The organism is Acinetobacter sp. RF14B (assembly GCF_006864105.1).
Classification (GTDB): domain Bacteria; phylum Pseudomonadota; class Gammaproteobacteria; order Pseudomonadales; family Moraxellaceae; genus Acinetobacter; species Acinetobacter lwoffii_C.
Window position 1 is genome coordinate 1 of the sequence record NZ_SMTB01000035.1, and the last position, 26506, is coordinate 26506.

17 protein-coding genes and 1 tRNA gene are annotated in these 26506 nt (G+C 44.5%); 14 read left to right on the forward strand and 4 right to left on the reverse strand.

Features of this window, described 5'->3' with window-relative positions; all coding sequences use genetic code 11:
• Together E2K52_RS07090 and E2K52_RS07095 are read left to right on the forward strand one after the other, a co-directional pair.
• On the forward strand, positions 1-1781 hold a 1781-nt coding region (locus E2K52_RS07090; RefSeq protein ID WP_151204448.1), incomplete at its 5' end, for a carbon starvation CstA family protein.
• Positions 1782-1795: 14 nt separating this feature from the next.
• Positions 1796-2098 (forward strand): YbdD/YjiX family protein, encoded by a 303-nt coding sequence (locus tag E2K52_RS07095; RefSeq protein ID WP_151204449.1) that lies wholly within the window; start codon positions 1796-1798, stop codon positions 2096-2098.
• Between the two features lie 279 nt (positions 2099-2377).
• Here the strand turns inward: E2K52_RS07095 and E2K52_RS07100 are convergent.
• A protein-coding gene (locus tag E2K52_RS07100) for an IS5 family transposase (protein ID WP_413772986.1) occupies positions 2378-3129 on the reverse strand; the annotation gives its coding sequence in 2 pieces (ribosomal slippage) (positions 2378-2895 and positions 2895-3129; 753 coding nt in all).
• Positions 3130-3296: 167 nt separating this feature from the next.
• Between E2K52_RS07100 and E2K52_RS07105 the strand changes: the two genes are divergently transcribed.
• The 6 genes from E2K52_RS07105 to E2K52_RS07130 all read left to right on the forward strand — a co-directional run bounded on the left by E2K52_RS07105 (position 3297) and on the right by E2K52_RS07130 (position 12068).
• On the forward strand, positions 3297-4259 hold the full coding sequence (locus tag E2K52_RS07105) for an AAA family ATPase (RefSeq protein ID WP_410553633.1): 963 nt from the start codon (positions 3297-3299) through the stop codon (positions 4257-4259).
• Between the two features lie 12 nt (positions 4260-4271).
• Positions 4272-5177, forward strand: a complete 906-nt coding sequence (locus tag E2K52_RS07110) for a DUF58 domain-containing protein (protein WP_151204451.1) — start codon at positions 4272-4274, stop codon at positions 5175-5177.
• Between the two features lie 11 nt (positions 5178-5188).
• Positions 5189-7189, forward strand: a complete 2001-nt coding sequence (locus tag E2K52_RS07115; RefSeq protein ID WP_151204452.1) for a transglutaminaseTgpA domain-containing protein — start codon at positions 5189-5191, stop codon at positions 7187-7189.
• A gap of 46 nt (positions 7190-7235) precedes the next feature.
• A tRNA-Val gene (locus E2K52_RS07120) sits at positions 7236-7312 on the forward strand.
• Between the two features lie 1216 nt (positions 7313-8528).
• A complete protein-coding gene (locus E2K52_RS07125; RefSeq protein WP_151204453.1) occupies positions 8529-10766 on the forward strand; it encodes an NADP-dependent isocitrate dehydrogenase in 2238 nt (745 codons plus the stop codon).
• Between the two features lie 267 nt (positions 10767-11033).
• On the forward strand, positions 11034-12068 hold the full coding sequence (locus tag E2K52_RS07130) for a metallophosphoesterase (RefSeq protein WP_151204454.1): 1035 nt from the start codon (positions 11034-11036) through the stop codon (positions 12066-12068).
• Positions 12069-12115: 47 nt separating this feature from the next.
• On the opposite strand, the gene E2K52_RS07135 is transcribed toward E2K52_RS07130, so the two are convergent.
• The gene (locus E2K52_RS07135) at positions 12116-12538 is read right to left on the reverse strand and encodes an OsmC family protein (protein ID WP_151204455.1); all 423 of its coding nucleotides are present in this window, start codon (positions 12536-12538) and stop codon (positions 12116-12118) included.
• A 147-nt stretch (positions 12539-12685) separates the two neighbouring features.
• On the opposite strand from E2K52_RS07135, the gene crp reads away from it, so the two are divergent.
• The 3 genes from crp to clpB all read left to right on the forward strand — a co-directional run bounded on the left by crp (position 12686) and on the right by clpB (position 17449).
• Positions 12686-13393 carry a cAMP-activated global transcriptional regulator CRP gene (gene crp / locus E2K52_RS07140; protein ID WP_151204456.1) on the forward strand — a complete coding sequence of 236 codons (708 nt, stop codon included), beginning with the start codon at positions 12686-12688 and terminating at the stop codon, positions 13391-13393.
• Between the two features lie 184 nt (positions 13394-13577).
• On the forward strand, positions 13578-14627 hold the full coding sequence (locus tag E2K52_RS07145; protein WP_151204457.1) for an NADP(H)-dependent aldo-keto reductase: 1050 nt from the start codon (positions 13578-13580) through the stop codon (positions 14625-14627).
• A gap of 242 nt (positions 14628-14869) precedes the next feature.
• Positions 14870-17449 carry an ATP-dependent chaperone ClpB gene (gene clpB, locus E2K52_RS07150; RefSeq protein ID WP_151204458.1) on the forward strand — a complete coding sequence of 860 codons (2580 nt, stop codon included), beginning with the start codon at positions 14870-14872 and terminating at the stop codon, positions 17447-17449.
• 237 nt (positions 17450-17686) lie between these two features.
• Here clpB and rlmKL read toward each other — a convergent pair whose 3' ends face one another.
• Positions 17687-19891 carry a bifunctional 23S rRNA (guanine(2069)-N(7))-methyltransferase RlmK/23S rRNA (guanine(2445)-N(2))-methyltransferase RlmL gene (rlmKL, locus tag E2K52_RS07155; RefSeq protein WP_151204459.1) on the reverse strand — a complete coding sequence of 735 codons (2205 nt, stop codon included), beginning with the start codon at positions 19889-19891 and terminating at the stop codon, positions 17687-17689.
• Between the two features lie 780 nt (positions 19892-20671).
• On the opposite strand from rlmKL, the gene E2K52_RS07160 reads away from it, so the two are divergent.
• From E2K52_RS07160 to E2K52_RS07170, 3 genes are all read left to right on the forward strand, one after another.
• Positions 20672-21688 (forward strand): aspartate carbamoyltransferase catalytic subunit, encoded by a 1017-nt coding sequence (locus E2K52_RS07160; RefSeq protein WP_151204460.1) that lies wholly within the window; start codon positions 20672-20674, stop codon positions 21686-21688.
• A gap of 10 nt (positions 21689-21698) precedes the next feature.
• Positions 21699-22937, forward strand: a complete 1239-nt coding sequence (locus tag E2K52_RS07165) for a dihydroorotase (RefSeq protein ID WP_151204461.1) — start codon at positions 21699-21701, stop codon at positions 22935-22937.
• 218 nt (positions 22938-23155) lie between these two features.
• Positions 23156-24649, forward strand: a complete 1494-nt coding sequence (locus E2K52_RS07170; RefSeq protein WP_151204462.1) for an OmpA family protein — start codon at positions 23156-23158, stop codon at positions 24647-24649.
• 889 nt (positions 24650-25538) lie between these two features.
• Here E2K52_RS07170 and E2K52_RS07175 read toward each other — a convergent pair.
• On the reverse strand, positions 25539-26506 hold a 968-nt coding region (locus E2K52_RS07175), incomplete at its 5' end, for a TIGR00366 family protein (RefSeq protein WP_151204463.1).

A 26506-nucleotide genomic window follows, 5' to 3' on the forward strand; every position in this document is an offset into this window, starting at 1 on the left:
CATTGGTCGGTCCAATCCTTGCCGCACAGATGGGCTATTTACCGGGAACTATCTGGCTGCTGGTCGGTGTAGTGTTGGCCGGTGCGGTACAGGATTTCTTAGTCCTGTTTATTTCTACACGTCGAGATGGCCGCTCATTGGGTGAAATGGCGAAACAGGAACTCGGTACTTTTGCCGGGATTGTGGTCATGCTGGGTGCGCTGGGCGTGATGATTATCATTCTGGCGGTACTTGCACTGGTGGTGGTCAAAGCACTGACCAACAGTCCATGGGGGGTCTTCAGTATTGCCGCCACCATTCCGATTGCGATTTTTATGGGGATTTATATGCGCTTTATCCGTCCGGGTAAAATTGCAGAAGTTTCCATTATTGGTTTCGTATTGATGATGCTGGGCATCATTTATGGTGAAAACATCGCACAGCATCCGTATTGGGGTCCGTTCTTTACGCTTTCTGGCACTGAGCTGACCTGGGCACTGATCATTTATGGATTCATTGCATCGGTACTGCCAGTGTGGTTGTTACTTGCACCACGTGATTATTTATCTACTTTCCTGAAAATTGGAGTGATTGCGGGTCTGGCTGTAGGTATTATTTTTGCAATGCCAGAAATGAAATTACCAGCCGTAACTCAGTTCATTGATGGAACAGGTCCGGTCTTTGCGGGATCTATCTTCCCATTCCTGTTCATTACAATTGCCTGTGGTGCCATTTCCGGCTTCCACGCCCTGGTTTCTTCGGGAACCACGCCTAAACTGGTCAACAATGAACGCGATATCCGGATGATCGGTTATGGCGGTATGTTAATGGAGTCCTTTGTGGCGATCATGGCACTGATCTGTGCGGCAGTGCTGGATCCGGGAGTATATTTTGCCATTAACTCGCCGGCGGCATTGCTGGGTACTACGGCAGAAAGTGCGGCAGAAGCGGTGCGTAATCTTGGCTTTGTTGTTACCCCTGAGGCCCTCACTATACTGGCTCAGGAAGTCGGTGAGAGCTCGATCCTGTCGCGTACCGGGGGGGCACCAACTTTTGCCATTGGTATGGCGCATATCATTACTGAAATCTTCAATAGCCGTGAAATGATGGCCTTCTGGTATCACTTTGCCATCCTGTTTGAAGCACTTTTCATTCTGACTGCCGTTGATGCTGGTACACGTGCCTGCCGTTTCATGGTTCAGGATACAGTCGGAATTGTGATTCCTGCGGTAAAAAAATCGCATAATTTTTTTGGTAACCTGCTTGGTACAGCTGTAGCTGTTGCCGGTTGGGGCTTCTTTGTCTATCAGGGCGTAGTCGATCCATTGGGCGGGATTAACAGCTTATGGCCGCTATTCGGTATTGGTAACCAGATTCTGGCCGCAATGGCACTCATTCTAGGTACTGTCATCCTGTTCAAAATGAAGAAAGAAAAATATGTATGGGTCACTATTGTTCCCACCATTTTCCTATTTATTACTTCGATGACTGCGGGCTGGCAGAAGATTTTCCATGACAATCCAAAAATCGGCTTTCTGGCGCAAGCAGAGCGCTTTAATACTGCTATTGCCAAGAACGAAATTCTGGCACCTGCCAAAACAATGGCTGAAATGCAGACTGTCGCAATGTCCAACCAGATCAATGCGGTACTGTGTGCCTTCTTCATGATTGTGGCTTTTGTCATGCTGTTTGCCGCAATTGGGGTTATTCGTCGTGCACTTGCAAGTCCTGTACCGACTGTCAACGAAGCAGAAGCGGTTTATCGCGATCCCGAAGACATTCAGCCTATAAAAACACATTAAGAGCGGGAGGACTTATGAACCTGAAGTTTGCCAAAGCGGGTAAAACAGTGATGTATAAAATCATCAAGATGACAGTGATGGCCCAGAAGGAGTTAATTCTGAACCCGAAAAACTGGTCACGGATTGCAACTTTGTGGCAGCGTTTGCAGCAGAGCTTCCGCCTGATGGTGGGCGTGCCAGATTACCAGACTTATCTGGCGCATATGCAGCAGCATCATCCTGATCTGGAGCCAATGGATCCTAAAACCTTTTACCGTCATTGTGTGGATTCTCGCTATCCATCCGCAGGCGGAGAGATGAAAAAATGTCCATGTTAGTAGGTTGAAAAATAAGCGCCTTTCGGGGCGCTTTTTTATGCAGGTGATTTAATGCTTGAACAAGATAAAAAATAGTCATTAATTTTGACATTTAAGCCCTTAGGTTTTTCTGTTGTCGGGTTATGTGGGTAAACCTTGGAAAGATGGTTTTTCAGTAAAACATAGAGCATTTAAAACAATTTTTTTGATTGGTTTATCGAAGAAAATGGTTTACAGAAGTTTATGGCCTTATAGCGTGAGAGTTTAAAAACCTGTTATTTGACAGGTTAGGGCGTGTCCTCATTTGGCTTTACACCAAATAAACATGCAAGCAATGTAAATCATAGACTGATAATTTCGTGCAAGCTTATCAAATCGGGTAGCAATAGCACGGAAATGTTTTAATCTCGTAAATGCATTTTCAACTAAATGTCTTAATTGATATAGATATTTATCAAACTCCTTATTCAGCCTCTTACTATTTGATCTCATTGGAATAATGGGAATCATATCCTTATTCTGGGCATATATTCTAATGTGCCCAGCATCATATCCCTTATCAGCAATAAGATAAGTTGCCTCATCTACAGTATCAATCAGTTGTTTTGCAACTTGACTGTCGTGGACGTCACCCCCAGTGATTTTAAAATCAATCGGCAATCCATTCGCGTCGGTTGCAAGATGTATTTTTGTTGTTCGTCCACCACGTGATTTTCCAATTGCTCTTTTGAAACCATGCCGAGCTCCACTTGCATGTTGATGCACGCGTATGTAGCTTCCGTCAATGAATACCCATTCTTGATCCAGGACGCCTCGTAATCTAAAAAAAATTTATCCCACAATCCCTTGCTTGCCCAACGATTAAAGCGATTGTAAGCAGTTTGCCAAGGACAAAATTCTTGGGGAATATCCCGCCATGTGGCGCCTGTACGCAGTTTCCATAAGATCGCTTCCATGATATTTCTACTATTCTTTGAACAGTAGCAACCATGTAATCGCATAGTATCTTGAATTTTCTGCCAGATATCATCGGTAAGAAGAGTGCGTGCCATTGAAAATGTAGAAATAAAAATAACTCAAAGGAGGATTTTAAGTATTTAAAACCAATTCTTCAAATGAGGACACGCTCTAGTGATCTGGAAAGGGGAGCGGACATTTGGGCGAATATTAAAAAAGAGTGTATGTTACTCTTAAGTCATGTTTTATTAGGGAAAATACTGTGATCTGGGGCATGAAACAAAAAGAAAAATTAGATATTGCACACGTTAATGATGCGCTTGAACAGAAGGTGGTCAGTTATGCACCCAAAATCCAGCAATTTTTTGAAGAAATTAATGCCATTATTTTAGATAAACAGGCAAAAACCCGATTGGCGCTGTGCTGCCTGATTGCAGGGGGGCACGTGTTATTTGAAGATTTGCCTGGTCTGGGAAAAACCACTTTAGCAAGCAGTCTGGCGCATCTGACAGGGCTGCAATTTCAGCGTATCCAGTTTACTAATGACATGCTGGCCAGTGATGTGATTGGGATTAATATGTTTAATCAGAAAGAACATCAGTTTGAATTTAAGCAGGGGCCTATTTTTACTCAGATTTTACTGGCAGATGAAATTAACCGTTCCAGCCCTAAAACTCAAAGTGCCCTGCTTGAAGCTATGGAGGAAGGCTATGTCACTGTCGATGCTGTACGTTATGCCTTGCCGAAACCATTTTGGGTAATTGCCACCCAAAATCCACTTTTCCAGAGTGGCACCTATGCTTTGCCTGAATCGCAATTAGACCGCTTTCTAATGCGACTGTCTTTGGGCTATCCATCCCGACATGCAGAGAAAATGCTACTACAGCAGGAATCACGTTTTGCCCTAATTGCCAGTCTGGCGCATGTCTTTACAGAACATGAAGTATTGGCATTACAACAGCTGACCCAGCAGATTTTTATCAGTGAAGCGGTACAGGAGTATATGCTGGATCTGGCAGAAGAAACCCGCAAAAAACAGCATGGACTGTCTACCCGCGGCTTATTGGCACTCAAGCGCGCAGCACAGGCCCATGCCTTGATCCAGCAGCGGACCTTTGTCACGCCTGATGATATACAGGCGGTATTTGTGGCGGTCGCCTCACATCGTCTGGGTTTAAGTGAAGCAGAAACTTTAAACCTAATGCAACAGGTTGCAGTGAGCTAAAGGAGTTTTCTTTTGGATAAAACCTGGCGAAACTGGCTCACCAAGCGCTTTCAGTTTAGACAGCAAAAACAGTTTTCACAGCGCGATATTCTGGTCTTTATTTATCGGCAGGGCTATCTGTACCTGATTTTGATCCTGATTACTTTTATTGCTGGTGTGAACTATGCCAATAACCTGATTTTGGGATTCTGCTTTTTAATCAGCGCCATATTGTGTATCAGCTTTTATTTAACTTTTAAACAGTTACATGGCTTACAAATTGAACTGGTTGCAGATGAAGTGGGGCAGGTAGGGCATGATATGAATCTGCATTTTTATTTTCAGCAACAGCCGCCACGACCGCGTTATCTGTATATTCAGGCGGGTGAGCAGCTACATAAGGTATATCTGGATGAGTCCAGGCAGCACTGGATTCTCCCTTTTTATGCCGAACAACGTGGGAGGTTTGACTATCCTCCGATTCGGATTTATTCAGTTTATCCTTTTGGGCTGGTTCGGGCCTGGACCTATTTATATCATCAGAATTTTGCCTGGGTTGCGCCTCAGGCCAAAGCCTTCAGTACAGAACATCGTGCTTATCAAAACCGTTTTGAACCGGATATGGATGAGTTTCGCGAACTGCGTAACTATCAGTCTGGAGATTCTTTGCAAGCCGTCTCCTGGAAGCAGTTTGCGCGTGGACAGGGCTTATACGTCAAGGTCTTTGAACAGTATCAGGATGAGCACAGTATTGAAATTCATTATGAGCATATGCCCAGTCAGTCGCACGAGGAAAAGCTGGAATTTGTCATGGGGCTGATTGAGCAGTGTGAGCAGCAGCAATGCGCCTATATGCTGCATTTACCGCAGGCAGTATTGCCCAAAGGTGCTGGCGAGGAACAACTACGCAAAGCTAAGCAGCTTTTGGCACAGGCATAAGGGTACGGGCAATGGAGAAAATCAATACAAAACTACGAGTATCGGTCGTGTTAAGTTTGGGATTCATCCTGCTGGCCCAGATCGCCTTTTTACCCGTTTTATTGAGTCTGATTTTTGCCATTAGTTTGATCTGTATCTGGATTTCACTCAAAAGACAGAGAGCCTTTTCTAAAAAATGGACCTTCTCGCTGACAGTCTTGGCATTAGCCAGCATTTATCTGGATTATCAGAGTTTTTTAGGTGTAGAGGCAGGCGTGGCGGTACTGACAACTTTTCTGTATGCCAAATCCCTGGAAACCCGAAACAGACGTGATCTGATTATTGTTTTTAATTTTGCACTATTTGTGGCTGCCAGTTCATTTTTATTTAGCCAGTCGTTTATGATGGCATTGGCCATTCTATTGTGTCTACTCAGCTGTCTAATTGGGTTGTACCGAATCCAGACCAGCGAGTTTGAGCAAGACCAAAGCTCCCAGCGCCAGGCTTTGCAGCAAGATGCCAAATATGTCGGTAAATTTATCGTCTATGCCATTCCATTTTTTCTGCTGCTTTTTATCTTTTTTCCGCGTTTGCCACCCCTCTGGCATATTCCTATTCCTGAAAATAAAGGCATAACCGGCATTAGTGACAGCATGTCGCCCGGTGATATTGCTGAACTGTCTCAGTCTAGTGCGTTGGCATTCCGGATCATCGGGGACATGAGCAAGTTACCGCCGCGTTCGGAATTATATTGGCGAGCCTTGGTACTGGATGATTATGACGGCCAGCGCTGGACCAGCCATCCTGTGAATCAGCAGCCTTTGATCCAGCAGTCGCTGAACCTTGCTGCAATGAATCATCGCTGGGATTATCAGTATCTGGCAGCTGATCCTTCAGTGTTCTGGATCATGGGGCTGGAAAAATCCATCCCCTTGGAACGCCGTTATTATAATCGTCAGGACTGGAGCATTGTTCCAAGACGCCTGACCCAGAGGGTGGAGCCGATTCACCTACAATGGATAGATCAGCCAAATGCAGGCCAGGCGTTGGTACCCCACTATATGCAGCGTATCAATACCCAAATACAGTCCGGTTTAGATCCTGAGGCCCAGCGACTGGCTCAGCGCTTATATCAGCAAAGTGGTGCCGAGCCACGCCGTTATATACACAATGTGCTGAACTGGTATCAACAGAATAATTTTGTCTATACCCTCAAGCCCGGCGTCATGGGAAAGAATCGGATTGATGAGTTTTTATTTAAATCCCGGCAAGGTTTTTGCGAGCACTATGCTTCCAGTTTTGTCATGCTGATGCGCTACGCAGGAATTCCGGCCAGAGTAGTGACAGGTTATCAGGGAGGGCAAGCCGCGCCTGATGGACGCAGCTGGGAGGTACGGCAACTGGATGCACATGCTTGGGCCGAAGTCTGGATAGATGACACATGGCAGCGTTTCGATCCCACTGCAATGGTCGCGCCACAACGCATTGATGACGGAATGCAAAATCTGATGACTGAGGATGAGCGAGTTCGGGCCAATTCATCCGGCTGGCCTACCCAGCATCATCTCTGGCTTACTACAATGCGGGTCTGGAGTGATTATGCGAGTTATCAATGGCAAAGCAAGGTGGTGGGTTATAATACAGAATCTCAGCAAAGCTGGATGTCTAAACTCGGTCTGAATTCGGTTTATTCCAGTATTATGCTTATGCTTGCTGGTATCGTCATTCTTGCTTTACTGTATGCGCTCAGCATTTATTGGAAAATTCGGCAGGCGCAATCACCTTTAGAACGCAGCATACAGCAGTTCAACCAATCTTTAAGCCAGCCTTTAAAGCAGCAGTCTGCTGAGACCTTTCGCCAGTGGATGTTGCGTTTGTCGAAACAGGCAGATGGCACGGATCCGGCTTTATTTTCTGATGCCATTCAAATTTTTGAGAAACAGGCCTATTCAGGTGTGCAATTAGACACCCAAGAATTAAGCAGATTCAAGGATTTGCTTAAAACTTGTGCATCTGTTTTAAGGGCTAGATAAAAATGCTTGTCTTTGTCAGAAAAAATTTATAAGATGCGTGGCATATAGGCGTATAGCTCAGTTGGTTAGAGCGCTACGTTGACATCGTAGAGGTCTCCAGTTCGAGTCTGGATATGCCTACCATATTTACTGAGTAATCAGTTGCTTAAAACCCACCTTATCAGGTGGGTTTTTTGTTTTGGGATATCTTTGGAGGGAATTAATAGTTGTCGAGTGTGGACAAACTCCCATGTTGAATCTGTTGATTCTCAAATGAAGACTCCTTTATTCAGGATAAAACTCTTAAGTTGAAAGACACAAAATTATCTTCATCATTAAATGTGATATGTATTGGTGATTATTATCATTTTTTCTATTGAAGGTTTTGTCTAGCTTTAAAATTCATATTTATTTCTCAGCGTTTTATAGAAAGCTAAAAACTAACCCTCTAACCAACCAATAAAACTTATTAAAAAAATATATTATTGATTTTGTTTGATTTATTTTAAGTTTGCCATATGGTTTTTATAGAGTGAATTTACCAATAAGTAAAAAGTGTAAATATTCCGAATTTCTAACCTTAAAATATTCCTATAAATTTAAGATTTTATTGAGCATTTTAGCTTTAGCTATTTAAGTCAAATTATGAGAAAATAGGCTGAGCAGCAGGGGGAACGGCTTCCTGTTTTAGACTTAAAATGTCTAAGATAAGAAACACCAACTCTTATTCTATTGCTGGTTTACGCAATAGGACGATAAGCTGCTATTTCGTACGAAAAGCATATGAACTATACCAGGTTGTGCTGTGTCGTACAGATTTGGAAAAAATCCGATTTTAACGTCAGTGTAAGGGCTTCAGTTTTGCAACTGCTGTTAAGAGCAGCCAGACCATGCAACGCTATCTTTGATCTGATGGTACGGTTCGAGCATTTATCTCAATATGATGAAAGAAATAAGGTGATCCCATCAGATCTGTATCCTTATAGGCTGGCTTCATGAGCTAAAGCATCATTTCGTTTATTTATGGTGAGGGTACTCATTTCTCTACTGAGATGTCTATTCAGCCAAGTAAAATAGTTTTAAACCTATGTAAGTTTCATGGAAACTTAACCACGTATATCTATAAATAAAGCGTAAATATGCGCAAAGAAGGGATTACGTAAGGAAAAAGCTAGAAACGGAATGAAAAAAAGAGTCGTTAAGTACTATTTCGTTTCGAAATGTCATCATCACAGGATATTTCGTTGACTGGAATGCAATCAGGCCCGATACTCTCAGGGTTTATTTAAGCAAATCGGTTCGCAGGAACTGGGTCAAAAGCTCGGTTCTTAAAAACTCAATCTAACGCAAGGGGCTATATATGGCTGGTGGAAAGTCAACCATCATTTACACACTGACTGACGAGGCGCCATTGTTGGCGACTTATTCGCTGCTGCCGATCATTGAGACCTTTACGAAGCCGGCTGGTGTTAAAGTTGTTAAAACTGACATCTCTGTGGCTGCACGCGTGCTCGCTGAATTTTCAGACTACCTCAGTGAAGAACAAAAGGTAGCAGACAATCTTGCAGAGCTAGGTCGTCTTACCCAAGATCCAGATACGAATATTATCAAACTTCCGAACATCAGTGCTTCTGTGGCTCAGTTGATGTCTTGTATTAAAGAGCTTCAATCTAAGGGTTATGCAATTCCTGACTATCCGGAAAATCCTGCGACTGAAGAAGAAAAAGCAATCAAGGCGCGTTATAGTAAATGTCTGGGTTCTGCAGTAAACCCTGTATTACGTGAAGGTAACTCTGACCGTCGTGCACCAGCTGCAGTGAAAAACTATGCGAAAAAACACCCGCATTCAATGAATGAATGGAAACAGTGGTCACAAACTCACGTTTCTCACATGGATGAAGGTGATTTCTACCACGGTGAAAAGTCAATGACTTTGGACCGTGCGCGTAATGTGAAAATGGAATTGATCACCAAGTCAGGTGAAACCATTGTTCTGAAGCCAAAAGTTGCGCTGCAAGACGGTGAAATCATCGACTCCATGTTCATGAGCAAAAAAGCGCTTTGTGACTTCTATGAAAAAGAACTAGATGATTGTAAAGAAGCTGGCATTTTGTTCTCTTTACACGTTAAAGCAACCATGATGAAAGTTTCACACCCGATCGTATTTGGTCACTGTGTGAAAATTTACTACAAAGATGCTTTTGAAAAACACGGTAAATTGTTTGATGAGCTGGGTATCAACGTAAACAACGGTATGGCGGGTCTTTACGAGAAGATCGAAACTTTACCGACATCTTTACGTGAAGAAATCATCGAAGATTTACACGCTTGCCAAGAACACCGTCCAGCACTGGCAATGGTTGATTCTGCTAAAGGCATCACCAACTTCCACTCACCAAACGACGTGATTGTAGATGCTTCTATGCCTGCAATGATCCGTGGTGGCGGTAAAATGTGGGGTGCTGACGGCAAGCCTTATGACTGTAAAGCAGTTATGCCGGAATCAACCTTCGCGCGTATTTACCAGGAAATGATCAACTTCTGTAAGTGGAATGGTAACTTCGATCCACGTACGATGGGTACTGTGCCTAACGTTGGTCTGATGGCGCAAAAAGCCGAAGAATACGGTTCACACGACAAGACTTTCGAAATTCCTGAAGCGGGTATTGCGAACATCACTGACCTGGAAACAGGTGAAGTGTTGATGTCTCAAAACGTGGAAGAAGGTGATATCTGGCGTATGTGCCAGGTGAAAGACGCACCGATCCGTGACTGGGTAAAACTGGCTGTAACGCGTGCACGTAACTCTGGCATGCCTGCAATCTTCTGGCTTGACCCGTACCGCCCGCATGAAAACGAACTGATCAAGAAAGTTCAAGAATACCTGAAAGATCACGACACTGAAGGTCTGGACATCCAGATTATGTCTCAGGTTCGTGCGATGCGTTATACACTTGAACGTGTTGCTCGTGGTCTGGATACAATTTCTGTAACCGGTAATATTCTGCGTGACTACCTGACTGACTTGTTCCCGATCATGGAGTTGGGTACTTCAGCGAAAATGTTGTCTATCGTGCCGTTAATGGCAGGTGGCGGCATGTACGAAACAGGTGCAGGTGGTTCTGCACCTAAACACGTACAGCAACTGGTAGAAGAAAACCACTTACGTTGGGATTCTTTGGGCGAGTTCTTGGCGTTGGCTGTTTCTCTTGAAGAAATGGGTATTAAAGAGAATAACCCGCGTGCGAAACTGCTTGCAAAAACGCTAGATGCTGCAACTGGTAAATTGCTGGACAATGACAAGTCTCCATCACGTCGTACTGGCGAGCTGGACAACCGTGGCAGCCACTTCTACTTGGCTAAATTCTGGTCTGAAGAACTTGCTGCGCAAGATGAAGATACAGAATTGAAAGCGAAATTTGCTCCGATTGCTCAAGCTTTAGCTGAAAATGAAGAGAAGATTGTAGCTGAGTTGAACGAAGTTCAAGGTAAGCCTGCAGACATCGGTGGTTACTATGCGGTAGATCCGGCGAAAGTAAATGCCGTGATGCGCCCGAGTGCAACATTGAACCAGATCATTGGATCGCTACAAGCTTAAGTACAAGCTGTGCTGATCTTCGGGTCAGTCAAGTGAGATAAGAACCGGTGCTTAGGCGCCGGTTTTTTGTTTTTTATTTCTAAATTTTAATAAGATGAGTATTCAAGCTGTTAAAGAATAATTGAAAAATATCTTTTCAATACAACATGCTGTTAGCAAAAATCTGCCAAAAATTGATTTTAAAAATATTTTTACTTTGGCCATGTTGATTTAAAAAACCTGCATTACACTGAACCTACCTGCTCTCATTTCATTGAGGATATTGTCATGAGTCATGCATTTATACAGTCAACTTTCACAGGCCCAGTTGATATTATAGGGGATATTCATGGAGAGATTGAGGCACTGGATCGTTTGCTGCACGTGTTGGGCTATGATGAGGAGGGGAATCAAGCAGAACAGCGCAGGCTGATCTTTGTCGGAGATTTATGTGACCGTGGTCCGGATAGCGTGGCGGTACTCAAACGGGTTAAATGCTTGGTAGAAGCGGGTCGGGCACAATGCGTCTTGGGAAACCATGAAATTAATCTACTCACTGATACGTTTAGAGAGGGGAATGGCTGGTTCTTTGGCTCAGCGCATCAGGATGATTTTAAAGCTTTTGATTCCGTTCCAGCATCCGAAGGACATCGAAGATGGATTCTGGACTTTCTAAACAGCCTGCCTCTGGTTTTAGACGCGCCGCATTTAAGAGTGGTACATGCCTGTTGGGATCAACGCTCGGTTGATCAGTTGCGATCATCTTCTTTTTACTCACTGCGTCAGGCTTATGAGTATTTCCTGGAGCAAACTGCGCTTGAGCTACAGGCTCTGGGAATAAGTGAACAGATTCAGGCAGAACAGCAGCAATATCAGGGGCAATTGAAGGACCCCACTGCAACCATTCCGTTATTAAAATCTCTTGCAGAAAAAGAGTGGCGCGACCAGATGCAGAATCCGATCCGAACCTTGAGTTCAGGTGCGGAAAAAATTGCCCAGAAACCGGTTTATGCCGGCGGGCGCTGGCGTATGATCGACCGTCTGGCGTGGTGGGAGAACTATGCAGATAGAGTACCAGTCGTAATCGGGCATTACTGGCGTAACTTTAAAAGTGCTGAAGAAAAGTCTGGCCTGTTTAAAGATATTGATGCGGTGATGTGGTTCGGGCAGCACAGTAATGTATTCTGTGTTGACTACTCAGTTGGTAAGCGTTATCACGACCGACAGCAGCAGGCTGAGTTCAGTCAACATCTGGGCGCTTTGAGATTGCCGGAACAACGCCTGATCTTTGAAAATGGCAGGCAGTATCAGACGCACAGATAACATAAAAAAGCAGCCTGAAAGACTGCTTTTTTAGTGAAATCAAAAGATTATTCTACTTCAATGATTTCATAATCATGGGTAATTTCGACACCACCGTCAGACAGCATTTTGCTGGCAGAACAATATTTTTCCGCAGACAATTCTACTGCTTTGGCCACTTGCTTGTCTTTAATTCCTTTGCCACTAACCACAAAGTGTAAGTGAATTTTGGTAAATACAGCAGGAATCGTATCAGCACGTTCAGCTTTCAGTTCGCAGCATATATCGCTAATATTCTGACGTGCTTTCTTTAAAATCGTCACAATATCAAAAGAAGCACATCCACCTAAACCGGTTAAAATGAGTTCCATTGGACGCGGGCCACGGTTTTCACCGCCATATTCTGCTGAGCCATCCATGATGATACTATGTCCACTTTGGGTTTTTGCCTCAAAAGCAACATTCTCTAGCCAATGAACACTTGTTTGCATTGCAACTACCTAAAAAAAGCTATAAATTTGTAAAGTAACTGTAACACTAACATAAATTGGGTTGATACGGAATTTCATCCCACTGTGTGATACGTTCACATTAGGTCTTGTGCGATCTATAAATTATCCATATTCGGAACCGTAAGCATGACTTCAAACTTTTCACAATTAAGCACAGACGCACTTTCTCCGGGACAATTACCGGAATCTGTGAAGGCGTTATTAAAACGTGCATATATTAATCGTTATCCGAAACGTACCACGATCGTGGATGCAGGATCAGAATCTAAATCTTTGTATTTAATTCTGAAGGGGTCTGTATCTATCATTCTTCGAGAAGATGATGATCGTGAAATTGTCGTTGCATATTTAAATGCGGGTGACTTTTTTGGGGAAATGGGTTTATTTGAAGCAAATCCACAGCGTACCGCGGAAGTGTGTACTCGTGATGTCTGTGAAATTGCTGAAATTACCTATGACAACTTTCACGAAATTAGCAAGCAATATCCAGACCTGAGTTATGCCGTATTTGCCCAGCTGGTACGCCGTCTGAAAAATACCACACGTAAAGTGACTGATCTGGCATTTATTGATGTGTCTGGCCGTATTGCACGCTGTCTGATTGATCTGTCATCACAGCCTGAAGCAATGATTTTGCCGAATGGCCGTCAGATCCGTATTACCCGCCAGGAAATTGGCCGTATTGTCGGCTGCTCCCGTGAAATGGTCGGTCGTGTCCTGAAAAACCTGGAAGAGCAAGGCATGATTGAAACTGATGGTAAGGCCATTCTGATTTTTGATGCCTCTTTGGAAGAGCCGGAAATCGTGGACACGGACGAGCTTGAAGACGAATAATTCCAAAGACAAAAAAGCAAATCTCCGGATTTGCTTTTTTTATTCCTTTTAAATGCTGTTTTTCTTTAAAATATAACAATTAAGTACAGAATTTTTGGAAAAGGTGATTTAGTCCTTCTTATAATTCCTATAGGTTAGACCTTACTCATATTAATAAACATTTACTTATTCTTAGGATGCGACTATGCAATTTAGACCCTTGGCCGATACTGGAATTTTATTGCCTGAAATCTGTTTGGGTACTATGACCTTTGGTGAGCAAAATACTCAGGACGAGGCATTTCAACAATTAGACTATGCGCTGGATCAGGGATTGTATTTCTGGGATACCGCTGAAATGTACCCGGTGCCGCCAAAGCCAGAAACTCAAGGGGCAACCGAGCAAATCATTGGTAACTGGATTGCCTCACGTGGTCGCCGCGACAAACTGTTTTTAGCTTCGAAAGTTGCTGGGCCTTCACAAGGGGGTAGCCATATTCGTGATGGAAAAACCCGTTTTGTGGCAGATGAAATTGCAGCAGCTATTGACCAGTCACTGGCTCGTTTGCAAACCGATTATATTGACCTGTACCAGCTGCACTGGCCGCAACGGCCGACCAATTTCTTTGGCAAGCTCGGCTATGGCAATGCAGAAGCAGTTGATGATCGTGCAATCACCGATCTGGCTGAAACCCTGAGCGCTTTGCAAGCAGAGATTCAAAAAGGCCGGATCCGTTATATTGGCCTATCTAATGAAACCCCTTGGGGAACGATGAAGTTTTTACATCTGGCAGAAAAGCTCGGCTTAAGTAAATTTGTCAGCGTACAAAATCCTTATAACCTGCTGAACCGTACCTATGAAATTGGCATGTCAGAAATTGCCAAATACGAAGGTGTTGGTTTATTGGCATATTCTCCGCTTGCTTTTGGTTATTTGACCGGTAAATTCCGTAACGGTGCACGTCCAGCTCAGGCACGTGTTACTTTATTCTCACGCTTTAGCCGTTATAGTAATCCACAGAGTGAGTGGGCGACCGAGCAATATGCGCAGCTGGCAGAACAGCATGGCCTGACTTTGACTCAGCTGGCACTTGCATTTATCAAGCAGCAGTTCTTTGTGACCAGTACCATTATTGGTGCGACCAATCTGGATCAGCTAAAAGAAAACATTCAGGCTTTTGAAATTGAACTGTCCGAAGAGGTGTTGCAAGGCATTGATGCCATTCATCGTCAGCAGCCAAACCCTGCACCTTAAAACTCCTATTTTTAAATACCCTCATCATGAGGGTATTTTTTATCTGCTTCTAACTGCCATTGCATAGAAATTATTTTAATTCATACTCTTGAAATCAAATGTTGCTATACCGATATTAATACTAAGATCTATCTACTTTAATATTTTAAGTTTTTGAAAAATATACGAAAAAATATTTGAAATTCTCTGCTGAGCACCCATATACCAATCAAGTGAAAAAATTGTTGTGAGGAATAACAAGAATGCGTTTTGAGAAATTTACCAATCGCCTGCAGCAAACCCTCTCCGATGCACAGTCTCTGGCAATGAGCAAAGATCATGCTTCTATTGACGGGATTCATATCTTGGCCGCCTTGATGGAAGAAGCATCGAATGCCAGTCTGCTACAACAGGCGGGGGCGAACCTGCCTGAATTGAAAAGCAAAATACAGACAGCCTTGAATGATACAGCCAAGCTCGGCAATCCTTCTGCTGATATTAATATCAGTCAGGAAGCAGCCAGAATGCTGCATCTGGCCGACAGTTTTGCCCAAAAAGCCGGTGATGAGTTTCTCTCAACCGACTGGGTATTATTGGCACTGGCAGAAACAGGTACAACCAAAACTCTATTAAACAGTGCTGGGGTGCAGAAAGACACTTTACAGCAGCTTATTAATCAAATTCGAGGCGATGAAAAAGTCATGAGCAATAATCATGAAGATCAACGGGACTCATTAAATAAATATACGATTGATTTAACTGAACGTGCTTTGGCAGGCAAGCTGGATCCTGTCATTGGCCGTGATGATGAAATTCGTCGTACCATTCAGGTCTTGTCACGCCGTACTAAAAATAACCCGGTACTGATCGGTGAGCCAGGCGTGGGTAAGACTGCGATTGTTGAAGGTCTGGCGCAGCGTATTATTCACGGTGAAGTTCCAGAGGGTTTGAAAGGTAAGCGTGTATTATCTTTAGATTTGGGATCTTTGCTGGCAGGTGCCAAATATCGAGGTGAATTTGAGGAGCGTCTAAAAGCGGTTCTGAAAGATCTTGCCAAACATGAAGGCGAAATCATCCTGTTTATTGATGAGCTGCACACCCTGGTAGGTGCCGGTAAGGGTGATGGTGCAATGGATGCCGGGAATATGCTGAAACCTGCGCTGGCACGTGGTGAGCTGCGCTGCGTGGGTGCAACCACTCTGGATGAGTACCGTCAGTACATTGAAAAAGACGCTGCCCTGGAGCGCCGTTTCCAGAAAGTGCTGGTCGATGAACCTAGTGTGGAAGATACCATTGCAATTCTGCGTGGTCTGAAAGACCGTTATGCCACACACCACGGGGTACAGATTTTAGACTCGGCGATTATTGCTGCGGCGAAAATGTCACATCGTTATATTACGGATCGTCAGTTACCCGATAAAGCCATTGACCTGATTGATGAAGCGGCATCACGGATTAAAATGGAGCTGGACTCTAAACCTGAAGCGCTGGATAAGCTTGAACGCCGTTTGATTCAGCTGAAAATGCAGCTTGAGGCTGTGAAAAAAGATGAGGATAGTGGCGCGAAAGCCGAGATCCAGCATCTGACCCAACAGATTGAAACGGTCGAGAAAGAATATAGCGAACTTGAAGAGGTCTGGCGTGCAGACAAGGCGCTGGTGGCCGGAAATAAAGACATTCAGGTCAAACTGGATCAGGCGCGTATTGCCCTTGATAAGGCTCAGCGTGAGGGTGATCTGGCAGAAGCAGCGCGTTATCAATATGGTGTTATTCCAGAGTTGCAAAAACAGCTGGAGCGTATCGAAGCTGCTGAAGAGAGTGAAGCACCGAAACTGCTGCGTGACAAAGTGACTGATAATGAAATTGCCGAAGTGGTCAGTGCAGCGACCGGTATTCCGGTGGCAAAAATGCTGCAAGGTGAGCGCGACAAGTTACTGCATATGGAAGAATTCCTGCACAATCGTGTGGTTGGACAGGACGAAGCTGTGATTGCTGTGTCTAATGCAGTCCGTCGTTCACGTGCTGGCCTGTCTGATCCGAACCGTCCGAGTGGTTCATTCCTGTTCCTCGGACCAACGGGTGTCGGTAAAACTGAGCTGACCAAAGCGCTGGCCAACTTCCTGTTTGACAGTGACGATGCCATGATCCGGATTGATATGTCCGAATTTATGGAAAAACACTCGGTCAGCCGTTTGGTCGGTGCACCTCCGGGCTATGTGGGCTATGAAGAAGGTGGAGTATTGACTGAAGCCGTACGCCGTAAACCCTATAGCGTGGTGCTGTTCGATGAGGTCGAAAAAGCACATCCGGATGTATTTAACATTCTGCTACAGGTGCTGGATGATGGCCGTTTGACTGACTCTCAAGGCCGTGTAGTAGATTTTAAAAATACCGTAATTGTGATGACTTCAAACCTGGGTTCACAGGATGTTCGTGAGCTGGGAGAAGGGGCGACCCGTGATGAAGTTCGTAACGTAGTCATGAATGCAGTATCGGAGCATTTCCGTCCAGAATTTATCAACCGTATTGATGAGCTGGTGGTCTTCCACTCGCTGGAAAAAGACCAGATTCGCGGTATTGCCGATATCCAGTTGAACCGCTTGCGTCAGCGTCTGGCAGAACGCGATATGCGTCTGTCGGTCGATGACAGTGCTTTCGATCAGCTGATCGAGGCTGGCTTCGATCCATTGTATGGGGCGCGTCCATTGAAACGTGCCATTCAGCAACGTATTGAAAATAGTCTGGCACAAAGTATTCTTGCGGGGGAATTTAACCCGGGTGATACCATTGTCGTTCGGGCTGAAGGCAATGAGTTGATCTTTGAGAAAATGAAATTGAGCTAAGTTCATTTCCCTTAACATAAAAAACCCCAGCCTAGGCTGGGGTTTTTTATGTTGTACGAAAATATCGAGTGCTTGATAAATTATACCGCAAGAAGTGCAAGAAGCTGATTTAGGACAATCAGTACAATGTGCCTGTCATGATGTGAAACCGTAACATTCATACCCCGGCGGGCACACTAATGTCGTTTTTAACTTCAGCATGCCTCTTATACGAAAAACAGTTCATTCACTCTGAAATTACATTTGTGGATGGGTAATTTTCCAGGCACGGTGAATTTTCTGGTTACGCTTGAAATCAGGACCAATAGTTTCATGGGTAATTTCTTCCACATCAAACAGACCTTCAATCATCTCATCCATTTCAAAGCCGCGATAGTTATTGGAGAAATACAGGGTTCCATCAGTGGTCAAACGGTTCATGGCACGCTTGATCAATGAAATATGGTCACGCTGCACATCGAAAGTACCGTAGAATTTCTTTGAGTTGGAGAAAGTTGGCGGATCGATAAAAATCAGTTCATATTGCTCATGACCTTCTTTTAACCATTCAAAACAGTCAGAGGCAAAGAACTGATGCTGCTGGTCAGCATGATCCACGGTGAGGCCATTCAGTACGAAATTTTCCTTTGACCAGTTCAGGTAAGTATTGGATAAATCCACGCTGGTGGTACTGGCTGCACCGCCCAAAGCCGCATGTAAGCTCGCCGTCGAGGTATAGCTGTACAGATTCAGGAAGTGCTTGCCTTTGGCTTCTTTGGCAATACGTAAACGGATTTGGCGGTGATCCAGGAACAGGCCAGTATCCAGATAATCCGTCAGGTTAACCAGAATTTTAGCCTGACCTTCCTGTACGATAAAGCGTTTAGATGCCGTACTTTGCTTGGTGTACTGGTTTTTACCTTCCTGACGGGCACGGGTCTTGATAAAGATTGCATCACGGTTCAGACCCGTGACAGCACGAATCGCCTGTAAAGCCAGATTGAAACGTTTTTTCGCTTTTTCAGGATCAATTTTTTTCGGTGGTGCATATTCCTGAACGTGTAAGCGCTCGCCATACAGGTCTACCGCGACATTAAAATCTGGCAGGTCGGCATCGTATAGGCGCAAACAGTGGACATTTTCTTTAACCGCCCATTTTTTCAGGGTTTGCATGTTTTTGGTCAGACGGTTGGCAAACTCCATAGCACCTTCGATTGGCTCAAACTGTTGTGGCTGCCAGCCTTCTAAAAATGGACGCACTACTGTGGCTGGTTTGACTGTACCGAAACGGATATAAATGGGTAATTTACCATTCATCAAACGCAGGATTTGCGGCTCATTAAAGGCCAGTACGTCGGCCTGTTCGACCTGTGCTGCAATGACTGCGGCTTTCTGATTCGGGAAGTTTTTCTGTAACAGGTTGGATAAACCCAGATACAAGGCACGGTTCGAGGCCTTATCACCCAGACGCTCACCATAAGGAGGATTGGTTACGAAGAAGACTTTCTTGCCTTCTGCCTGGAAATCTGGCCAGTCTGACAGGGTGCGCTCTTCAATGAGAATCCGATCCAGTAAGCCTTCAAAGCCCGCAGCAATAATATTCTGGCGAGTGGCTTTAATGGCTTCCCAGTCCGCATCAAAGGCATAAAATTTTGGTAGCGGATTTTCGAGTGCAGTTTGATGGCGCTCGGCAGCTTCGGCCTTAAGGGCCATCCACAGCTCATGGTCATGACCACTCCAGCCATTGAAGCCGAAACGGCGGACCAGACCAGGCGCACGGTCGGTGAGAATCATCAAGGATTCAATAATAAAAGTACCTGAACCACACATCGGATCGACGATAAGGTCTGGGTTGAGCGCTTTTAAGCCACCTTTTTGCAAAATCGCAGCTGCCAGGTTTTCCTTGATCGGGGCATCCGTCATGAAACGGCGGTAACCGCGTTTATGTAAAGAGTCGCCAGACAGATCCAGGCAATAAGTATGTTCTTTCTTGCCCGCCAGAATATACATGGTGATTTCCGGGGCTTTGGTATCAATACTTGGGCGCTTGCCGACCGCTTCCATAAAGGAATCAACCACACCATCTTTGGCGCGCAAAGTGGCGAACTGGGTATTGACCTTGATGTCACGCTCTACATGCAGACGGATAGCAAAGGTACTTTGTGGGGCAAAAATCAGTGACCAGTCAAAACTGATGGCGCCCTCATACAGCTCTTCAGCAACATCACGAGCATCATGTGAAAATTCAATTTCATGGGTGTGGATTGGCATCAGGACACGTGAAGCCAGACGTGACCACATGCAAATACGATACGCATTTTCCAGATTGCCTTTAAAAGTAAGACGTCCTGGAAAACGTTCAATATTCTGAACACCTAAGCCTTGTAATTCTTCTTCTAAGAGGGTTTCGAGTCCATCGGCACAGGTAACCCAATAGGTGCTTAAACGTGAAGAGGTATTCATAAAATAGAGAGACCAAAATAAACAATAAAAAACTCTAGCAAGTTTAACGTATTTTCTGTCTTAAAGCTTTTTAAATTCTGAAAAAGCCGGGTGACTGTTCTTAGAAAAAAGCCGCTCTTCATGGCTTAACTGATGCATGGCGATACATGTTGTCCTGTTTTAACCTGATCAGGCGGTCAAGTAAAGCAGGTGCGGGCAGTTGTTATTGTGCTTGTTTCAATCAATCGGGAGAAGAGATAACAGCTATTGAATAATGTAAAAATAAAATCTTTTCAATTTCTGGTTTATAGCTGTTTAAGGTATATGTCGGGTGAGGGGGAATCAGGGAGCTGGCCTGAAATCGCCGCTAGGTACAGGAATAATTGGCTTGAACAGCATAGACAGCAGAGCCGGAATGACCGCATCTGCTTGAGTGGTTACAAACTATTCTGGATGGATCGCCAGTATCGAGTTAACAATTGAAATAATCGGCCCAGAAGAACTGAGAACTGATAACTTAAATCAGGATAATAGCTCTCGTGTTCAGCTTTTTTCTCACAATATGAGGGCATGGTGCTGAAAAGAAATGAGGGTGGGTGCCCGAGGCTAAAACATTTATTTTTTGTATACAAAGACATTCATATAAAAAGCTGATCGAGATGATCTTATTGAAAAAATATATAGGAATTCAATTTCTATTCTTATTATCAAGATGGTTTTTGTACAACTAAACCGGCATCTAACTATAAAGATTCGCCAGTTTCTGTATAATACGTTGACTTAACGTATAAGGAATCTCTCATGCACTTGGCGGCATTGCATACACCGAGCCAGATTCAACTCAATAAAGCAGGAAATCTTAAACATTTCCTGACCATCGAAGGTCTTTCTAAAGAAACTCTTACAAAAATATTGGACACTGCGTTGTCCTTTTTTAATGACCAAAATCAGCTAATCACCAACAATTTGCTTGAAGGCAAGACGGTGATGAACCTTTTCTTTGAGAATTCTACGCGTACGCGTACGACCTTTGAGGCGGCAGCCAAGCGTCTGTCGGCTAACGTGCTCAATATCGACATTGCGCGTTCCAGTACATCTAAGGGTGAAACCTTGCGTGATACTTTGTGGAACCTTGAAGCGATGGCAACGGATATTTTCGTGGTGCGTCATTCTTCTTCAGGTGCAGCACATTTTATTGCCAAAGATGTGTGTCCAAATGTCGCGATTATCAATGCTGGAGATGGTCGTCATGCCCATCCGACGCAGGCTATGCTGGATATGCTGACTATTCGCCGCGAGACCAACAAGAAATTTGAAGATATGTCGATTGCGATTATTGGCGATATTAAACACTCACGGGTAGCCCGTTCAGATGTGGCTGCATTACAAACGCTGGGTTGTAAAGATATTCGCGTAATTGCACCGAATACCTTGCTGCCTTATGGTTTCGAAGATTATGGTGAAGGTGTTTGCCTGTTCAATAAGATGGAGGCCGGCATCAAAGACTGTGACGTGATTATTACCTTGCGCATTCAGAATGAGCGGATTGATTCACCGGCTCTGTCTTCTCAGGCTGAATTCTACAAAATGTACGGTCTGAACAAAGAACGTTTAGCCCTGGCCAAGCCGGACTGTATCGTCATGCATCCAGGGCCGATGAACCGTGGTGTGGAAATTGATTCCAGTATTGCAGACGGTCCGCAATCCGTGATTTTAAATCAGGTTACCAACGGGATTGCCGTGCGTATGGCGGTATTAGCGCTGGCGATGCAAGGCCAGTTGCAGGAGCAGGGTTTGATTGAAGCGCTTGCGGTATAAGGAATAAGTCATGACTATAGTAAAAATTGAAAATGTCCGTGTTCTTGATCCGATTCAAAACACTGATACCGTAGAAACCGTCTATCTGCAAAATGGCAAGCGCATTGCAGCAAGCGAAAATGTTTCAGAAACCCTGGATGGACAAGGCAAATGGCTGATGCCAACCATGGTGGACTTGTGTGCACGTTTACGTGAGCCAGGCCAGCAGCAACATGGAACGCTGAAATCTGAAGGCAAGGCCGCTCGTGCAAACGGGATTTTACACGTATTCACCCCACCAGATTCAAAGCCCATCGTACAAGACAATGGCGCACTGATTCATGGTCTGGTTGAAAAGGCCATGCTAGATGGCGGCATCTATCTGCAGGTGATTGGTGCACAAACTCAAGGGCTGCAAGGTAATCAGCCGGCCAATATGGCAGGTTTGAAAAAGGGTGGCTGTACAGCCGTTTCCAATGCAAATGCAGCCTTTGCCAATGATGATGTTGTTCTGCGCACTCTGGAATATGCCGCAGGTTTGGACCTGACAGTGGTGTTCTATGCAGAAGAGCCGCAAATTGCCAAAGATGGCTGTGTGCATGAAGGCTTTATTGCTTCACGCCAGGGCTTGCCTATGATTCCGGTGCTGGCAGAAACAGTCGCCATTGCCAAGTATCTGCTGATGATTGAAGCTACAAAGGTACATGCTCACTTTGGTTTACTGTCTTGCGGTGCATCGGTAGAACTGATTCGTGCTGCCAAAGAAAAAGGCTTGCCGGTGACCTGTGATGTGGCAATGCATCAGTTACATCTGACAGATCAGCTGATTGATGGCTTTAACTCGATTGCTCATGTGCGTCCACCGCTTCGTTCTGAGCACGATAAGGAACTATTGCGTCAGGGCGTGAAATCAGGTGTGATTGATGCGATCTGTACCCATCATGAACCGCTGAGCAGCTCTGCGAAGATGGCACCATTTGCAGAAACACAGCCAGGTTTTACTGCCTTTGATACCTATATTCCGTTTGGGATTCAATTGGTGAATGAAGGCCTGTTTACACCGCTAGAATGGGTTGAAAAAGTTACCATTGCACCCGCCAAAGTTGCCCATATGCTTGAGCGCTGGAAAAAGGAAGCCGGCTGGGTGCTGGTAGATCCTCAACATGAATGGACGCTCAGCAAAGACACCATCGTATCTCAAGGTAAAAATACGCCCCTGATCCAGCAACAGGTAAAAGGAAAAGTGGTGCAGAGCTTTATTGCTGTATAAATATTGCCGAGTTAGAGCTTGGATGGAGATTTAAAAAGTCAGCTTCGGCTGGCTTTTTAAATGACTGGATAAAAATTACTGATAAAAATAGCTCACGATAAATCGTGAAGCTTTATGATATTAATACAATTATTTACATTTATAAGGGGACCACTGGATACACTGGTTGAGAATATTACACATTAAAAAAGACATAAAAATATAAAAGGATCGAAAGGATGAATATAGATCTCATTGAAAAGCTCAAAAGTGAAGTTAGTGCGATTGTTTTGCAGGGTGAAACCGAACATTTATATGCAAAAGATCAGGCATTGGTTCAGTTCTATCCGATACTTTTAAGTATTTTACGGGCCCGCCCCGCCTGGATTGATAGCTTAAGCCAGCAGTTAAATCCAAAAGTTGATGAATTATTCAATACCAACCCGGCCCTAAAACAACAGTTTTTTGACCAGCTGGCTGTGGATGCTCCGCAAGCTGAAATAGAAAAAACCTTGAATAAATCAATTGTTCCAACCATTAGTTTTTTACAGACTGAAGCTGGAGCACCCAGAGCTGAAGCGGTCAGTTATTTACTGGAAATGTATGCGGATTTAATTGAAAGGGCTTTACCGGCATGGGCCAAGCCATTTCTGGCTTCCTTAGGGGTTTCTACGCTAGCCGCACAGAGCTTGAATCAGGCACCTATACTGGAGGCGGAACATGTGGCAGAGGTTCGGGAGGAAAAGAAAAAAGCCGCCTTGCTATGGCCTTTTATTGTTTTCGTGATTATTGCCGCTATTATTTTATTTTTCTTTCGCGGCTGCATGCGTGAAGATGATCCTGAAGTAGGTCTGGATGGTCAGATTCCTGCCAGTGAGGCTGCTGTTGCCCAGCCTGCGGCATTACAGCTGAGTACAGGCAGCAATGGTGAGCTGGTCAGCTGTCAGTTGCAACTCAACAATCCGCAATACATGCAAATTCTGCAAGACGAGATCAAGCAGATCTTTAATTATAATATTGGTTGTGGTGCACTTAGCAGTGACGTCTATCATTCGGAATTTATTGATCAGGATACCATTCCGACTGTGTTGAGAACAATCCAGGGAATGCCAAATGTATCACTCGACTGGATTGGCAAGCAGGTTTCGGTTCGTGCAGCAAGCAATGCAGAAGCCGAGCGTCTGGCAGCACAAATTCGTAGTCTGGCCAAAAATGTCACTGTGGTTACCCAACAGCCGCTCAATAGAAGCGATGTGATTAATACTGCTAACAACGAAGCAGAACAAGCCTTGGCCAGTATCAAGACCGATAATGTTAAAGCACTGGATGTGGCGACTGCACTGAATTTACAGATCATCAATTTTGATACCGCATCGACTGAAGTTCCAGAGGTCAATAAACTGGTGCTGGATCAAGCTGCTGCATTATTGCAACGAGCGCCTCATGTGCAGTTGATCGTGAAGGGCCATACCGATGCTGAAGGAAGTACCGCAGTAAATGAAACGCTTTCTTTACGACGCGCTCAAGCGATTGTGACTTATCTGGTTCAGAAGGGAGTAGATCCTGCTCAACTGCGCGCAATGGGGATGGGACAGGAACAGCCTGTTGAAACGAATGCAACGCGTGCCGGGCAATTTCAGAACCGTCGCGTGGCTTTTGAGGTTGTGAATACCGAAACGGGAGTTGTACGTGGAGTAGATGCTGAAGGTGTGGTTGAGAAGACAGCCAATTAAGAGCGTGGCCTAAACGAAAAAGGACGAATTTTCGTCCTTTTTTAGCCCTGAGAGTTGCATTTGAAATGCCATCCTATGTTATTGCCATACTACCTGACTCGGACTTTTAAAGCCGAGTCTTTTTCTTGGGTAATGATTCAAACCTTGAGTGATTTCTGAGAGATATTCATCTATCTAGGTATTTAACCACTGTCTTTTTAATTTATTGCCTGATTAAAATCGGCTTAAGCAGACTGATGCTGGTCTGGCAGATGTCCTCTGTCTTAGGTGAGCTACATTTTTAGCCATACATAACCGGTCTTGCGATCAACACTCGAGATCAATAATGGTTGATGGTCCTTACCAAGCACTGTATCTATTTTTAGATCATCAAAGCGACTTCGCTGTTTAATTTCAATAGGTCTGTTATGCAGGCTTTGACGATTACGTAGCTGAGCACGGGTTGCAGGAGAGCTGTATTTTCTGTTTCTTTGATTTCTCAAACGTAGGAGGGGGAAGAGTGTACCGCCCTTATTTTTATCTTGTCGGACGAAGTTCAAGACCAGAGCTGACATAGGCCTACATTTCATCATGGATTATTTAGGATTTCAAATATGACATCTTTGCGCTAATTTATAGGCCTGCTTGGCAGAACAATCACTTCTTGCTCGATTGCCTGTAATTTCCCTAGCAATCGTTGAAGACAAGCGTTGCAATCTTTAAGCGATATGCTGTTTAGAAAAACCTTCACTTAACAAGGTATACATCTGGTGTCTTTCTTCTTGGGCAAGGAGGAGTATAGGTCATGATGCAATTTTGACTTTGGTTGGTCGGAAGCAGAATGTTCGCTCATCTTACTTCCTTCCAACACTTGAATCTCTGTTGTACTTCTGAGAATCCAAGGTGTGAATTAAGAAAATACCGGCGGACTATAAGTTAAAGTTCGGCCCAGGAACCAGAGCAGGAACAGTACCAAAGGTAGGTGGAAAATTAGCTGGGTAACCGTAAATCCAATCACGTCTTTGGCTTTTAACTTTAAGATGCCCAGCATCGGCAGCATAAAGAAAGGGTTAATCAGATTGGGCAGGGCTTCTGCCGCATTATAAATCTGTACTGACCAGCCCAGATGCACTTTCAGGTCATGTGCGGCCTGCATCACATAGGGTGCTTCAATAATCCATTTGCCGCCACCAGATGGAATAAAGAAGCCCAGAATCGCTGAATAGAGTCCCATCACGATGGCAAAGGTTTCCTGAGAAGCAATGGAAACGAAAAATTCGGCAATATAATGTGACAGCGACAGATCGGCCGGGTTCAGCGCATTGGTCATCATAAAGGCAATACTGCCATACAGCGGAAATTGGATCAGTACCCCTGAAATAGCCGGAACAGCCTTGGAAACTGCATTTAAAAAATTGCGAGGTGTACCGTGCAAGGCCACGCCCAAAATCAGGAAAATAAAGTTATAGGTATTTAAGCTGGAAATGGCCAGAATCGGATTGCTTTTGGAAAATTCGTTAAACATCCAGACTGCACCCAGAATTACAATCAGAATACTCAAAATCGGTGAATTTTCCAGCCAGTCCCCCGGTCTTTTTTCAGCAGATACTTGCGGTTTTTCTTCTTCAATCTGAATCGGGAAGTGCTCAATGGTTTTAATGTCAGACCCTTTAGGTGCTGACCAGTAAGCAATCGCAATTGAAGCCACAATCAGTACCGCCGTCATGATCATGGATTGCGGCAAGAAAATAGTCTCGGTAAACGGAATGACACCAGTCAGGTTATAAATTGGCTCAGGCAGACTGGATTTATTGGCCTGTAACTGGGCTGCTGAGGAACTGATGCCGAGCGCCCAGGTGGCTCCCATCCCGATAATCG

What these genes read in the sequence shown, in the direction of transcription:
- E2K52_RS07130 (WP_151204454.1), top strand. Translation starts at nt 11,034, where the DNA reads ATGAGTCATGCATTTATACAGTCAACTTTCACAGGCCCAGTTGATATT.
- E2K52_RS07115 (WP_151204452.1), top strand. Translation starts at nt 5,189, where the DNA reads ATGGAGAAAATCAATACAAAACTACGAGTATCGGTCGTGTTAAGTTTG.
- E2K52_RS07165 (WP_151204461.1), top strand. Translation starts at nt 21,699, where the DNA reads ATGACTATAGTAAAAATTGAAAATGTCCGTGTTCTTGATCCGATTCAA.
- E2K52_RS07095 (WP_151204449.1), top strand. Translation starts at nt 1,796, where the DNA reads ATGAACCTGAAGTTTGCCAAAGCGGGTAAAACAGTGATGTATAAAATC.
- E2K52_RS07125 (WP_151204453.1), top strand. Translation starts at nt 8,529, where the DNA reads ATGGCTGGTGGAAAGTCAACCATCATTTACACACTGACTGACGAGGCG.
- clpB (WP_151204458.1), top strand. Translation starts at nt 14,870, where the DNA reads ATGCGTTTTGAGAAATTTACCAATCGCCTGCAGCAAACCCTCTCCGAT.
- E2K52_RS07170 (WP_151204462.1), top strand. Translation starts at nt 23,156, where the DNA reads ATGAATATAGATCTCATTGAAAAGCTCAAAAGTGAAGTTAGTGCGATT.
- E2K52_RS07160 (WP_151204460.1), top strand. Translation starts at nt 20,672, where the DNA reads ATGCACTTGGCGGCATTGCATACACCGAGCCAGATTCAACTCAATAAA.
- E2K52_RS07145 (WP_151204457.1), top strand. Translation starts at nt 13,578, where the DNA reads ATGCAATTTAGACCCTTGGCCGATACTGGAATTTTATTGCCTGAAATC.
- E2K52_RS07135 (WP_151204455.1), bottom strand. Translation starts at nt 12,538, where the DNA reads ATGCAAACAAGTGTTCATTGGCTAGAGAATGTTGCTTTTGAGGCAAAA.
- rlmKL (WP_151204459.1), bottom strand. Translation starts at nt 19,891, where the DNA reads ATGAATACCTCTTCACGTTTAAGCACCTATTGGGTTACCTGTGCCGAT.
- crp (WP_151204456.1), top strand. Translation starts at nt 12,686, where the DNA reads ATGACTTCAAACTTTTCACAATTAAGCACAGACGCACTTTCTCCGGGA.